Origin of the sequence: Cohnella rhizosphaerae (assembly GCF_029525575.1) — a bacterium.
Taxonomy (GTDB): Bacteria; Bacillota; Bacilli; order Paenibacillales; family Paenibacillaceae; genus Cohnella; species Cohnella rhizosphaerae.
In genome coordinates, this window is record NZ_JAPDIA010000003.1 from 1,957,044 (window position 1) to 1,971,469 (window position 14,426).

Here is a 14,426-nt window from a genome sequence, read left to right on the forward strand (position 1 = left end):
AATTTGAAACCAGCTGCGAGCCTGAAGCCATCGCACCGCAGCAAGCTACGGCTTAGCGAGGCAGCGACCAACATCATAGCCAGCAAACACTTGTACATGATGCTGACGCCGTTCGTGCTTTATTACCTTATATTTTATTACATGCCGTTCGGCGGGCTGCGCATGGCCTTTATGAATTACAAACCCTTCCTCGGCATGGACGGGAGCGCATGGGTAGGCTTTCAAAATTTCATCGATTTTTTTTAACGGACCTTATTTTTGGCGATTGATTCGAAACACGGTGCTGATTAGCGTCTACAATCTGCTGTTCGCCTTTCCGATCCCGATTATTCTGGCGATATTGTTCAACGAGCTTCGGAGCCGCAAGCTGCGCACCATCGCCCAGACGATCTCGTACATGCCGCACTTTATATCGACGGTGGTCATCGCGGGGCTCGTCGTTAACTTTCTGTCGCCGTCGACCGGCATCGTGAACGTGCTGCTGGAGAAGCTCGGCATAGACAGCGTCTACTTCCTGACGAAGTCGGAATATTTCCGGACGATATTCGTCGCGCAAGGCATATGGGCCAGCGCCGGCTTCGCCTCGATCATTTATTATTCTTCGCTCATGTCGATCGACAGCGCCCAGTACGAGGCCGCGACGATCGACGGAGCGGGGCGGTTCCAGCAGATTCTGCGGATTACGCTGCCCAGCCTGATGCCGACCATCGGGATCATGCTGCTGCTGAACCTCGGCAATCTTTTAAATGTAGGCTACGAGATGATCATCTTGCTGTATCAGCCGATCACGTTCGAGACCGCGGATGTGCTCGGAACTTACGTATACCGCGTCGGGACGGGCGCCAGCACCGGCCATGGAACCGCGGGCACGACGCCGAACTTCTCGATGGCGACGGCCGTAGGCTTGTTCAACGGCGTCATCTCGCTCATCCTCGTCTTGACGGCGAACCGGATCTCCAAAAAAATAAGCGATGTATCCATCATGTAGAAAGGGGGGAGCGTCCATGTTCCAAACCCGGGGCGAAAAAGTATTCAACGTAATCAACGTGTCGTTCATGCTGCTGCTCATGGTCATCATGCTGTACCCCCTTTATTACGTGGTGATCGCCGCGTTTTCCGATCCGCTGGCCGTATCGACCGGGGAAGTTACGATATTGCCCAAAGGCTTTGCGATGGATTCCTTTCACCGCGTCGCCACCATGGACAGGATTTGGACCGCATACGGCAACACCGTCTTTTATTCGGTGATCGGGACGGTGATCAGTCTGACGCTGACCGTACTGGGCGCTTATCCGCTGTCGAAGCGAAAGCTGCCCGGACGCAAGCTGATTACCTTCTTCGTGCTGGTCACCTTATGGTTCAACGCAGGCATCATGCCGACCTACTTGAATTTTCAGCAGCTTGGTTTGCTTGACACGCGTCTTGGCATCCTGCTCTGTTTTGCGATCGACACGTTTCTGGTCATTCTCATGCGCACCTTCTTCGAGAACGTGCCGGATTCGATGGAAGAGTCGGCCAAGATGGACGGCGCCAACGACTGGACGATTCTGAGCCGCATCTACTTGCCGTTATCGGGGCCGGCCATCGCGACGATTACGATGTACTATTTCGTCGGGCGCTGGAACGCCTTTTTCTGGTCGATGATGCTGCTCAAGGATCAAGACAAGGTGCCGCTTCAGGTACTATTAAAAAAAGCTCATCGTGGAAGTCTCCTATAACGTGAACGAAGCGGTCGATATGAGCGCCTCCGCCATGACCGAGCAGACGATCGTCTACGCGACCATCGTGATTGCAGTTATCCCTATGCTTGTCCTGTATCCGTTCATTCAGCGCTTCTTCGTGAAGGGCATCATGGTCGGGGCGATCAAGGGTTAACATACAGCAGGGCCAATCCAAGTAAAAGGGGAACGCAAGCATGAAAAAGAAGCATTTGATCGGCATTATGTCTATGGCGCTGACCGCATCGCTGGTGGCCGGCTGCGCCAAGGACAACAATGAAGGCCAGGCGTCGCCGTCCCAATCGGCGAAGCCGTCGGAGTCCGCTTCCGCAGAGGCGCCGAAGGGCTACAACGGCATGGATCAACTGCAAATTTCCGAGAAGCCGGCCAAGGTGACCCTGTTTTATCCGTTTACGGCCAACGGCGCGCCGAAGGGCGACATGCCGGTGTGGAAAAAAGCGGCGGAGATTACGAACGTATCGATGGAAAACGTGGCGAACGAGTCGATTACGGAGGAAGTGCAATCCTTTAACGCGATGCTGGCTTCGGGCAAGCTGCCCGACATTATTCAAGGTCAGCGGACGACGCTCGCTCCGGCCGTCAGCGATGGCGCCTTCATTCCGCTGGATGAGCTGATCGAGAAGCATGCGCCGAATATCAAGAAGTTTCTGGAGGACTTCCCCGAAGCCCGCCGCGCCGGCATGGGCGCCGACGGCAAGCTCTACACGCTGACCGGCACGCTGGGCGGCGAACCGGGCAAGACGCTTCCTTCCATGGGATACTTTATCCGTCAGGATTGGCTGGATAAGCTGAACCTGCCGGTGCCGACGAACTTCGAGCAATTCGAGCAGACGCTGTACGCCTTCCGCGAGAAGGACCCGAACGGCAACAACAAGAAGGACGAGATCCCGTTGTTTTCCCGTAACTCCGGCTTGTGGTCGCTGCTCGAGATCTGGGGCGCGACGAACGGCTGGTATATCGGACCGGACGACAAAATCTATCACGGCAAAACGTCCGAGCCGTATAAAGCGGCATTGACCGACCTCGCCAAATGGTATAAAGACGGCATTATCGATCCGGAAATTTACACAAGAGGCGCTCAGGCGCGTCAGTTCATGCTGGGCAACAATATCGGCGGGGCGACGATCGATTGGTTTACCTCCACCGCCGCGGTGAACGACACGGTGCGCGCGCAGGTGCCGGATATTAACTTCGTCGCGATCGCGCCTCCCGCCAACAAGCAAGGCGTCGTGCAGATGATAGCCGGCCGCGAGCCGATTCACACATATGCATGGGGCATCTCCCGCGATGCGGCCGACCCGGAGATGGTGATCAAGTACATGGATTTCTTCTTCACCAAAGAAGGAGAGAGACTGACCAATTTCGGCATCGAAGGCGAGCATTACGATCTGGTGAACGGCGAGCCCGTATTGCGCGACGTCGCGCTGAAGTACGAGACGGGACTCCCGAACTTCCTCCGAAGCATCGGCGGCGGCTACGAGATCGGCAGACGCGGCAGTCTGGTGGGCGAAATAAGCAGCATGAACGAGATCGCCAAGGCCGGCTTCAATATGTATGCCGAGAGCGATTGGATCAAACCGCCGTTCCCGGTGCTGACCTTCACCGTGGAAGAGCGCAAAGCGATCGACGATGCGCTGGTCAACCTGAATCCTTATATGGACGAATACGAGCAAAAAGTATTTATGGGCGCACAGGACATTAACGCGACCTGGGATGCGTACCTGGCCGAGCTGGATAAGCTGAAGCTGCAAAGCGCGGTCGATGCGTACAACAGCGCGTACGCGCGTTACAAAACGGAATCGAAATAAGAAGCAGGCATCAAGGACATCCGAATATATGGCGAAATACGGATTTCTCCAATACTCGGATGTCTGTTTTTTTCAAGGGTTCTGTAAGCGGTTCCAAGGAGGATTGGAAAAGGATCGGATTCGAAAAATTATCATACTCAAAAGGAGGATTTAAGAAATGAGATTATCCTGGAAAAAGCTTGTGAGCGCGGCGCTCGTCATGGCGCTGCTCGTCGGTCTTGTCTACCCGGCGGCATCGGGACGAGGCGCCGTGGCATCGGCCGCGTCCGGCACGACTGTAGAACTCGTTCCGACGGACGACGCGTTCACTTCCGCCGTTGCCAAGGATGCGAATGCCAACGGGACCTGGATGCAATTAAAGGGCAGCATTGGCGGACAACGATACATTTACATGAAGTTCGATCTGACGGCGCTTGCCGGCGTGGACGCCGACCGGATCGAAAACGCGAAAGTATGGCTGAAGAAGATGGGGACGAACGGAACCGCGATGACGGTCGGTTTAAGAGCCGTCGACGATACGAGCTGGTCGGAATCGACCTTGACCTGGAATAATGCGCCTGTTTACGGGAGCCAGGTACTTAGTCAGCAGTCCGTATTGAGTACGCCGGATGTTTACTATCCATTCGATCTCGCCGAATATTTGAAAACGCAGCTTGCCGCAGGCAAGTCCAAGCTGGCGATCGCTTTTGTACCGATATCCACGTTAAATGAAAATATGGAGTTCTACGCCAGAGAAAGCACCGCCAATACGCCGAAGCTCGTCGTTGAATTGAAGGACGAACCGCCTGCGCCGACCGGGCTCATGCAGCTTGTCCAATCGTTCGGCGGCCATAACAAGGGTCATCTGCGCGTCGTTGAATTCGATGCGACGCCTGCTTCGACTACCGGCAACGGCACGGTAGGCATTACGGCGGACGGAGCGGCGCCCGCCGCCGCGGCGGACTTCCCGATCGCGCTTCGCTTCGGGACGGATGGCACTATCAAGGCCGCGAACGCAGCCGGCTTCGAGTCGAAGACGCCGGTCAATTATACGGCGGGCCAAAAATACCATGTGAAAGCGATGATCAATCTGTCGCTCGGCACGTACGATCTGTGGCTGACGCCGCCGAATGCCGGGCAGCCCGTCCTGCTGGCGGCCGACTACGCGTTCGCTGCGAGTGCGCCTGCCTTGAACGATATTGGCGGCGTCCATGCAACGGCCGATGCGCAATCGACCGATGTCCCGGCCGTTGCGAATGCCAGATTGATCGCGGACCATTTCGTATCCAAGGCTCCGTTCAAGGACGAGCAGGGACAAAGCTTGGCGATCCTCCTGGAGTCGGACAATAGCCTCGCGAATCGATCCTATGCCATCAAATTCGATATGAACCTGACGGGCAATCCGCTGGAGACGGACGCGCTGATCAGCTATGCGGACCGCTCGGTGACGCTTAACGGATTCCCGGATCTGGCTTATATCGTGCGTTCCAACTTCGGCAACTTCGATGCCCGCAATGACAACGTGTATGCCTCCTCCCATCCTTTGACCGCCCAAGCGAACCGAACCTATCAGGTGGAGGTGCGGATCAACCCGGCAAGCGGCACGGGTCAGCCGACCCGGACTTACGATGTATGGATCGCGTCTGAAGGGGAGCAGCCGGTTCATCTGGCCGATCAATTTAAAGCGCGCAACTATGCGAATACAGGCTATGCGCTGAACAATATCGGGCAGGCGTTCGTTTACAGCCAGGCCGACGGGCTGCTGTCGATCGACAACCATGTCGTGCAGGACGGACAGCGTCTGGATGAAGCGCTCGCCCGCGTCAATGCCGCAAGCGGCGAGGCGGCGATGACGGCGGCGTTGGAATCCAACGCGCTGGGGCTTCCGATGGAACGTTATCGGCTCATGGATGCGGCCAAACGTGCGCAGGTTGCGCAGGACGTTTTGGCCGGCAGGCCGGCCGAAGGCTACGCGCATGCGTTGAGCGTGCAGGCCGTATTCGTATCCGCCGTGGCCAACCGGCTGGATACGGAGAACCCGACGGCCCCCGCGAACGTGCAGGTCGCGATCTCCAATACGATGCAGGCGCACGTCAGCTGGACGGCATCTTCGGACGATACGGGGATTCTGTACTACAAAGTTTTCCGTGACGGAGCCGAGGTCGGCACGGTTACGAACGCGACGAGCTTCGTCGACAACGGACTTGCGCCGGCAACCGAATATACGTATGTCGTAAAGGCGTACGACCTGGTGCTGAAAGAAGCCGTATCGCAGCCTGCGACCGCAAGCAGTCCGGGCGAGCAGGCGCAGGTTCGCATTCCGTTCAGCGCCGAAGCGATCGCGACGGCTTTCGGACAGCCCTTATTGGACTACAATCTGGAGACGCATTCAGGCACGTTGAAGTGGGTCATGGAATGGCGGGAGGAATACGAAAAGAGCGCCAACGCGCTTAAACTGTTGACGCTGCTGTCCGCGTCCGCTCCGGACTACATCGGTCCGGACGGCGTTACGACCGCTTCGGCCAAGGCGCTGCAGCATCTCCGGTCCGTGACGGCGGGAGGCAACGAGCCTGGCTTCGCCGGCAACGGCCTGTCGGGGCAAGGCTATATGCCGCTGCTGAGCGCGATCGTGATGGCCAAAAAAGAAGGCGCCCGCGATTTGGAACGCGCTGACCGCCGCCGAGAAAGAGAAGCTCGATCTGATGATTCTGGCGGGTCTCTATGGCGCCAAGTTCGCTTACGACGACGAAAACGACAATAAAACGGGCATCGACGCCACCGGGAACTTCGACAAGGAATGGAACCCGAACCATCGGTCCGGCATCGCTGGCGCCATCATGGCGATGTACTATTTCGAAGACGCCCAGTGGCTGAACGACCAGATGCGCAGCTTTAACTACGACGACTGGCTGGCGAGACTGACCGCGGCCGGATTGACGAATGTTCGCACGATCTACCAGAACTCGGGCAAGACGCTGACCGAACGCGAGATCCGCAAGGATGCGGCAGGCGACGGCTTCGTGTACAAAGGGCATCCGCTAAGCCAGCCGGGCAAAATCATGGCCGAATTCGTGAATTATACGTTTTCCCATCCCGTCTCTCCGGTCGGCGGCTTTGACAGCGGCATCGGGAAATACCGGGGTTACATCGTCGACGGGCAGGACGATCTGCCGAATCTCGGCGCGGACAGTATGGGCTTCGAATTCGATACGCTGGACGCGAACGGCAAGCGAAGCAGCCTAGTTTACGTATTCATGGGCTGGAAGCCGAACGTGGATGCGATCACGCCCGTATTGCTGCTCGATAATATCGACTCAGGGTTGACGAGCGCCGAAACGCGGGATGTCGTAAGCAGGCTTAGCATCGGAACGACGGATATGCTGTACAAGAACGAGCATGGCTATATGACTTACGCCAAGGGCGTGAATGAAGGCGTGAAGTCGCTGAACGGACCGATTCTGACGATCAACGAAGAGATATGGAACCGGATCCTGAATAACCCTGCGGCGCCGATGGAAGCGGTCAATCAAGCTTCGAGCGCTGGACAGATGCGTACGGCGCTGGAAGCGAGCGCGCTCGGGATGATTCTGTACGGCTACGGCGCCTTGTCCGAGACGGGCAAAACCGCTGTCGCGCAGCATGTGCTGGACGCGCGCCCGGCCGCCGGCTATGCGAATAAAGCCGCGGCGCAAAATGAATTGTACGAAGGCGTACGTCTGCAAGCCCTGCTCGCCTTATCGCAGGCGCAGACGGCCGAGCAGATGCGTTCGGCGCTGGAATCGCGGGCGCTCGGCCTTTACAAGCCGAAGTATGAGACGGCCAGCCAGGACAAGAAACAGTTCGTGGCCCAATATTTGCTGGACAACAAGCCGGCGGACGGCATCCTGACGAAGACCGAGGTGCGCGAGCAGGTCGAATCCGCGCTGGAGCCGCAGGGCAATCAGCTTCGGAATCTGCCCCCGCTCGCATCCGGCGAGAAACGGATCAACCTGGCGGATTACGATCATTGGCCGCAGCAGCACGGCGACGCGGAGGTGGCGTTGTGGGCCGACGACAAGACGGGCGCCTTCTCGCTGACGATCGACGACAATTTTGAAAACGAACACGATACTTGGCGCAGCCTGGCCCAGCAATACGGCTTTAAATTCAGCTGGTTTGTCATTACGAGCTTGATCAAAGACCCGAACAAATGGCGTACGCTTGCCGCGGAGGGGCATGAGATCGGCTCGCACACCGTTACGCACGAAGACAAAGGCAGCACGCTGGACCCGGCGCACCTGCACGGCGAATACGCAGACTCGCAAGCGCTGCTGGACACGATCGAGGGCGTTCGCGCAACGACGCTGGCGTATCCTTTCGGCAGCGGCAGAGAAGATATCGCCGCCGAATATTATATCGCCGCCCGGGGAACGGTCGGGCTGCCGAATCCGGCGGACAGCATTAATTACATGAACACGCAGTCGCTAAGCGTTCGTCCGGGCAGTCTTGAGCTGACCAATCAAGCGGCGAACGGCAACAGCGTAGAGGCGATGGTGAAGACGCTTGTCGATCCCAACCACAAAGTATGGAGCGCCTCCTATTATCGCGGCTGGAGCAATATGCTCGTCCATAGTCTGAATGAAAGCGGCAAGACGCCTTCGGACGGCGTGACGCGGACGAGCCGCGATCTGACGCAATACCTGCTGCAGCTTCTCGATACGTATCGCGATCAGATCTGGGTAGGCCGGTACGGAGACATCGTGCGCTACAGTCAACAACGGGATACGGCGCACATCGTCGTGACGCGGAAGGACGATCGGAAAATCACCTTTAATCTGACCGACCGCATGGACGATACGTTGTTCGATTACCCGCTCACGGTGAAGGTACGCGTCGACGATGCCTGGAGCGATATCGGCGCGACGCAAGCCGGCGAGCCGATTCCGTTCGTCGAGACGATCCGGGACGGCAAGCGGTATTTGCTCGTTCAGGCCGTACCCGACAAGGGCAGCGTCAGCATCGTGCCGGATGCCGCTTCGCCGCTCAATGTCGTCAATGGAGCCGTTACGTCCGAACAAATGCTGTCGGCCATCGCCGCTCCCGGCCTGGGACTCGATCTTGGCGAATTCAACGCGCTAGGCGCAGGGAAGAAGCGGATGGTCGGCAGCCGCCTGCTGGAGGTGCGCCCGGCCGACGGCTTCGCGGATGCGGCGGCGCTGCAGGACGCGCTTGACGCGGCAGTGGAGGAAGCGCAGAACGCGCCTTCGTTAAGCGAGAACGCCAGCTTAAGCGATCTGAAGGTCAACGGCGTTACGATCGCCGGGTTTGCTCCGGAAACGTATGCGTACGACATCATGCTGCCGGAAGGAACGACCGCGCTGCCGGTCGTCGGCTTCAAGGTGGCGGATACCGGCAAGGCGACGGCCGTGCTTCAGAATGCGCCGGCGCTTCCAGGAACGGCGAAGGTGACCGTGACGGCGGAGGACAATTGGACGGTGGCGACGTATACGCTCCATTTCCAGGTGCGTATATCGGCGCTGCAGCGGGTCAATACGGCCCCGGACGCGTCGGCCATGCGAACCGCCATCGAGAACGCTGCGCTCGGACTTGCGCTCGTTTCTTACAATGGCTTGACGAGCGAACAGAAAAACAGCGTGGCGTCTTCGGTGCTGACCCATCGTCCCGCGACGGGGTATGCCGATGTTCAGGCGGTGCAGGCGGAGCTGAACGCCGCGCTGCCGAAGATCAATGCGCCGCTCCTGGCGCATGCCATCGTGGACCAGTTGAATCCGGATACCGTCAGTACCGCCAACTGGACGAATCTGTACGGCGGAACCTCGCCCCGGAAGGGCGGCGTTTATATCAAATTTAACATGGCGTCGTTGGCGGGCCTGGAGGCCGACGCGATCGGAGAGGCGAAGGTTCAGTTTTTTACAACCAGGGAAGGAACGGTCGTCGGTTACGCCGCCCCGAGCAGCTGGGAAGCGCCGCTGACCTGGAATACGCAGCCGCTCGCCGATCTGAAAAACAGCAATATGGCGGCGCTGGCCGAGATCGGCAGAACTGCCGTTCAGGCGACGGGAGCCAATTACGAAATGAACATCACGCAGTACGTGAAGGATGCCGCGGCGGCAGACAAGACGGAGCTGTCCCTGGTCCTTCTGGGGTCGAACAATACCAATATCACCATGCAGAAGATTCCGACGGCATTCGCCTTGTCCGTCGCGCTGGCGACATACGGCGAACCGAATCCCGAGCCTTCTCCGCTCGCGGCCGTCAACGAGGCCGGCGATGCGGCGGCGATGCAGGGCGCGATCGCGGCAGTCGGGCTTGATCTGAACCTGACCGCGTACAACGGCTTGACGGCGGCGCAGCGGATCGACGTTGCGCAGGCGCTGCTGGACAATCGGCCGGCGGCAGGCTACGCGAATGCGCTCGCGGTCCAGGTCGCGCTCGATGCCGCCGTGGCGGCGGCGCAGCCGGCGAATCAAGCTCCGGGCGGCACGCTCGCGGCCAGCGCAGAACAGCTGCAGCCGGGGCAGCAGCTGGAGCTGACGGTCGGCGTAAGCGACGCAAGCCGCTTTACCGGCGCGGATATCCTCGTCCATTACGATCCGCAGGCACTGGAGTTCGCCACCGAGCTGTACGAAGGCGTCCGGATGCTGAATAGCGAAGCGATCGAGTCGCTGCAGGACAACTATCAGGTGGTGGCCGCGATGGCCGATCAACCCGGAACGCTGAAGATTCTGCTGTTCACGGCCGGCGCGGGGCAGCCGCTCTCAGGAACCTTGCCGCTGTTCAAGCTGCGCGCAGCGGTCAAGGACGACGCGCAGACCGGCGTATCTACCGCCGTGTCGTTGTCCGATTTTGAGCTTACCTTCGAAGGGGAAGATTCGGTCTGGCCGGATACGACGGGAGCGGCCGTCTCCCAGCAGATTGCGGCTCATCCGGTTGAAGCGGACAAAACGGCGTTGATCGCCAAGATCGCGCATGCCCAGGCGCTGCTGAATGGTGCGACGGTCGGCGCGAATCCGGGACAATATCCGCAGGCGGCCTATGACGCGCTGGCGGATGCGATCGGGCTGGCCGAGGCGAAGCGCGATCTGACGGGCGTGTCCCAAGCGGCGGTCGACGAAGCCGTCGCCTCGCTGGGGACCGCCGAACAGCAATTCCTGGACGCGGTCATTCCGGGCGTACCGGCCGACTTGACGGCGCTGAACGCCGCGATCGCGAAGGCGCAGAGGCTTCACGACAACGGTCCGTACGGAGACAAGATCGGCCAGTATCCGCAATCGGCCAAGGCTCCGCTCAAGTCGGCGCTCGATGCGGCCAAGGCCGTCCGCGGAAGCGGCGCCTCCAGCCAGGAGAGCGTCAATGCGGCCGCCGCTTCCCTGAACGGGGCCATCCAGACGTTCGAGCGCGCGCTGGTCACGCTCGTCGGGGGCGGAGCGACCAAAGTCGGCATTCGCGACCTGTCCATCGTTGCCAAGTACTACGGCGTAACGAGTTCGGACCCGAACTGGGGCAAGGTGTCGGCGGCCGCGATCGACGGAGGAAATGAAATTACGATCGAGGTGCTGGCTGCCGTCGCCAGAATGATTCTGGCCGATTGGGCGGCAGGACAATAAAGGAAGAACGGGCAGGCATGCAGATGAACGGGATACCGGATGCGGCTCGGCGAGCCGCGTCCGGTCTTCGTGCCGCGAAGGGTGGAGGCGTACGGATGAGGCTCAAGATGAGGCTCAAGATGAGGCTCAAGATGAGGCTGAGGCTGAGGAAGAGGATCAAATTTACGATCGCCATGCTGGTAAGCTGCTTATGGATGACCGGGATGCCTGTCGCATTCGGCGCGGCGGCCAACGAATCCGCGGCGTTCGAGATGACGAGCGGAGGCGACGGTTCGCTGGCGGTCGTCATCTCCGCCCACGGGACAAGCGACGTCTATGCGTATGAATTAAAGCTGACGTTCGACGAGCGGCGGCTGAAGCTGGAGAAGGCCGAGGCGCCTCCCGACGGCTTGCTGGTGGACCCCCTGGTGGACGGGAATCGGATTCGCGTCGCTTACACGCTGATCGGACCGAAGCAGGGGCTGAAGGGGGGATCTGAAGCTCGCGACCTTGCGGTTCAAGCGTCTGGCTCCCGGACCCGCCGAGCTGGCGCTGAACGAGGTCAAGCTGGTTGATTCCTCTATTAAGAGCACGCTGTTCAAGCCCGCGTTGAAGACGAATCTGACGGGGGCATCGGGACTGGCCGATATGAAGGGACACTGGGCGGAGTCATCCGTTCTGGAAGCCGTGGAGAAGGGGATCGTCACCGGCTACGAAGACGGCACGTTCCGTCCGGAGCGCCCGGTGACGCGGGCGGAGTTCGCCGCGATGCTCACGCGGGCGTTAGGACTGCAAGGAGGTCAAGGGGGGGCAAGGAGGTCAAGGGGGGGCAAGGAGGTCAAGGAGGTCAAGGAGGTCAAGGAGGTCAAGGAGGTCAAGGAGGTCAAGGGGGTCAAGCTGCGCAGGCGGTCTTTGCGGATGCGAATCGTATTCCGGCCTGGGCCGCGGCATCGATCGCGGAAATGGCCCAAGCGGGAATCATTCAAGGCTATGAAGACGGCACTTTCCGCGCCGATCGGCAGATCGCCAGGGCGGAGATGACGGCGATGCTGGCCCGCGCGGCGGGGCTGAAGACGGAGTCGGCGCCGGCGCTGCCTGCGTTCGCCGACAGCGCCCAGATTCCGAATTGGGCGAAGGCGCCCGTCGCCGCGGCCGTGGAAGCCGGGATCGTGCGCGGCAAGACGGGCAACCGCTTCGCCCCGGTCGAGATCGCGAAGCGGGCCGAAGCGGTTGCCGCCATGATGAATCTGCTGCAGGAGCTGGAGAAATAAAGGATGGGAGCGCACCGCGGGGGAGGAGAACCATACAGGTGATGAAGTGCAGCTTTTCAACATTGGCGACGCCGGAATTGAGCGGCGTCGAAGCGATCCGGCTGGCGCGCCGGTACGGCTATGACGGGATCGACCTGAGGGTGTCGGAGATCAAGGGAGAGCTGACCCTCGATTCGTCCGCCGCGCATATCAGGGAGATCGTGCATGCGCTGGAGGCCGAAGGGATCGCGCTGGCAAGCTTGTTCCTGTATCCGCACTACGATCATCTTCGATCGGATGCAAGAAGGATCGTCGAGGATACGTTAAAGCGGAGCATGGCGCTGGCGAACGAGACGGGCGCCCGCGCCGTTCGCCTGCAGGTGCACGGCGATACCGATCCGGCGTACGCCAACGTCAATCTGTCATCCGTCGCCGAGATGCTGGCCAGGCTGCTCGAACGGGATCGATCCGGGCTTGAAATCGTCATTCAGAATCATAGCTTGTACGCAAGCGCGCTGGAAGTTGCCGCGGCGGTCCGGCAAATAGGGAATGACCGGGTCGGAATCGGCTATTCGCCCGATCATGTGCGGCTTGGCGGCGAGGATGCGGACCAGGCGCTGGCTGCCGTCAAGCCTGCGGTCAAATGCCTGTACGCGGCGGACCTGCAGTTCGCGCAGGACGGCGGCTATACAAGCGTATTGCCGGGAACCGGGGGAGATTCCTTTGGAAAACATTATCGAAGCATTCGGCGGGAAGAAGTACGGCAGGTGGATCACTTTTAAATGGGAAAAGCTGTGGCATCCCGAGCTGGCCGACCACGACGCGGCGCTGCCGCACTTCATCTCGTATATCCGGCAGCTTGAAGGGAAGATGACATGAATCTATTCATTACGATGGAGGACGGTGCCTGGAAAGAGCGTTTTTTTGCCGAAGCCGGCGATGGACGCGCTGCGCCGGATCGGGGACGTCCGGATGAACGACTACGGAAGGGCGATGACCGCGGGGGGGAGCTGGGCGACCGCTTGCGCGACGTCGACGTTTGCTTCGCGCTCGGCTGGCTGTCCTGCCCGCCTTTTACGGAAGCCGTCCTTGCGCAGGCGAACCGCCTCAAGCTGATTGTCAGCCCGGGCGCGAGCGTGGCCGGATTTATCACGGATGGCGTGTATGAACGAGGAATAAAGGTGTGCAGCGCGAACGATGTCATGGCGGAATACGTGGCCGAAGGAACGCTGGCCTATATGCTGACCGCCCTGCGGCAGATCCCGCGACGGGAGCGCGACGTCAGGACGATGAACTGGAACAATCGGGAATGCGAGACGCTGATCGGCAAAACGGTCGGCCTCGTCGGGCTGGGGGCCGTAGGTCGGCATTTGATTCTAATGCTGCAACCCTTCCGGGTCCGCGTGAAGCTGTATGATCCGTATGTGGATATGAACAGCCTGGCGCACGCCGCCGTCGAGCCCTGCTCGCTGCATGAAGTGCTGTCCCAGTCCGACATCGTCTCGATCCACGCCTCGCAAACCGACGAGACCTACCGGATGATCAACCGGGACAATCTGAAATGGATCAAAGATGGAGCCGTGTTGATCAATACCGCGCGGGGCTCGCTGATCGACGAAGCCGCGTTGGCCGAGACGCTCCGGACGGGGCGAATCACAGCCGTGCTGGACGTCTACGAGACGGAGCCGCTTCCGCCGGACAGTCCCCTGCGCGAGCCGGACAATGTCTATTTGCTGCCGCATGTGGCCGGGATGGTGAAGCTGGAAAATTACGCGTGGGCCATGGTGAAAGAGATCGAACGGTTTGCCGCGGGGCAGCCGCTGCAATACGAGATTCCCTACCGGCAGTTCAAGCGGATGACCAAATAGGCGAACGTTATGAATCGCGCTTGTACGAAAAAAGCCTTCCCATCTATGTGTATTCGACATAGACGGGAGGCTTTTTTTGCTTGGCTGCGATGGATGGACAGGCAACCGCGCTATAGGTGCGCCGGAGCGTTTCGAAAGGGATCGCGTGCGAAAGGCGCTTCACGGAACGCAAGCCAGACAGGGGCATCGGACTCAG

The 14,426-nt window shown here is 59.7% G+C and carries 13 protein-coding genes; all 13 read left to right on the forward strand.

Going from position 1 to position 14,426, the window contains the following annotated elements; translation table 11 throughout:
• The first annotated feature begins 3 nt into the window (after positions 1–3).
• A complete protein-coding gene (locus tag OMP40_RS14420; protein WP_277532238.1) occupies positions 4–246 on the forward strand; it encodes a hypothetical protein in 243 nt (80 codons plus the stop codon).
• 19 nt (positions 247–265) lie between these two features.
• Positions 266–988, forward strand: a complete 723-nt coding sequence (locus tag OMP40_RS14425; RefSeq protein WP_277532240.1) for an ABC transporter permease subunit — start codon at positions 266–268, stop codon at positions 986–988.
• 16 nt (positions 989–1,004) lie between these two features.
• Positions 1,005–1,718 (forward strand): carbohydrate ABC transporter permease, encoded by a 714-nt coding sequence (locus tag OMP40_RS14430; protein ID WP_277532242.1) that lies wholly within the window; start codon positions 1,005–1,007, stop codon positions 1,716–1,718.
• Positions 1,702–1,875, forward strand: a complete 174-nt coding sequence (locus OMP40_RS14435) for a hypothetical protein (RefSeq protein ID WP_277532244.1) — start codon at positions 1,702–1,704, stop codon at positions 1,873–1,875. The genes OMP40_RS14430 and OMP40_RS14435 overlap by 17 nt, the downstream gene beginning before the upstream one ends.
• A 40-nt stretch (positions 1,876–1,915) precedes the next feature.
• Entirely contained in the window at positions 1,916–3,547 is a 1,632-nt protein-coding gene (locus tag OMP40_RS14440; protein WP_277532246.1) for a type 2 periplasmic-binding domain-containing protein, read from the forward strand.
• Between the two features lie 157 nt (positions 3,548–3,704).
• Positions 3,705–6,287, forward strand: coding sequence for a CBM96 family carbohydrate-binding protein (locus tag OMP40_RS14445; protein WP_277532247.1), 2,583 nt, complete (start codon positions 3,705–3,707; stop codon positions 6,285–6,287).
• On the forward strand, positions 6,229–11,133 hold the full coding sequence (locus OMP40_RS14450) for a polysaccharide deacetylase family protein (RefSeq protein WP_277532249.1): 4,905 nt from the start codon (positions 6,229–6,231) through the stop codon (positions 11,131–11,133). The genes OMP40_RS14445 and OMP40_RS14450 overlap by 59 nt, the downstream gene beginning before the upstream one ends.
• Before the next feature lie 95 nt (positions 11,134–11,228).
• Positions 11,229–11,687, forward strand: a complete 459-nt coding sequence (locus tag OMP40_RS14455) for a hypothetical protein (protein ID WP_277532251.1) — start codon at positions 11,229–11,231, stop codon at positions 11,685–11,687.
• Positions 11,623–12,153, forward strand: coding sequence for an S-layer homology domain-containing protein (locus OMP40_RS14460; RefSeq protein WP_277532253.1), 531 nt, complete (start codon positions 11,623–11,625; stop codon positions 12,151–12,153). Before OMP40_RS14455 ends, OMP40_RS14460 begins: the two co-directional genes overlap by 65 nt.
• A complete protein-coding gene (locus OMP40_RS14465; RefSeq protein ID WP_420871932.1) occupies positions 12,075–12,383 on the forward strand; it encodes an S-layer homology domain-containing protein in 309 nt (102 codons plus the stop codon). The genes OMP40_RS14460 and OMP40_RS14465 overlap by 79 nt, the downstream gene beginning before the upstream one ends.
• A 41-nt stretch (positions 12,384–12,424) precedes the next feature.
• The gene (locus tag OMP40_RS14470) at positions 12,425–13,144 is read left to right on the forward strand and encodes a sugar phosphate isomerase/epimerase family protein (protein WP_277533187.1); all 720 of its coding nucleotides are present in this window, start codon (positions 12,425–12,427) and stop codon (positions 13,142–13,144) included.
• Complete coding sequence (locus tag OMP40_RS14475) at positions 13,086–13,241, forward strand: hypothetical protein (protein ID WP_277532257.1); 156 nt, start codon at positions 13,086–13,088, stop codon at positions 13,239–13,241. Before OMP40_RS14470 ends, OMP40_RS14475 begins: the two co-directional genes overlap by 59 nt.
• Positions 13,238–14,230 carry a hydroxyacid dehydrogenase gene (locus tag OMP40_RS14480; protein ID WP_277532259.1) on the forward strand — a complete coding sequence of 331 codons (993 nt, stop codon included), beginning with the start codon at positions 13,238–13,240 and terminating at the stop codon, positions 14,228–14,230. The genes OMP40_RS14475 and OMP40_RS14480 overlap by 4 nt, the downstream gene beginning before the upstream one ends.
• The last annotated feature ends 196 nt before the right edge of the window (positions 14,231–14,426 follow it).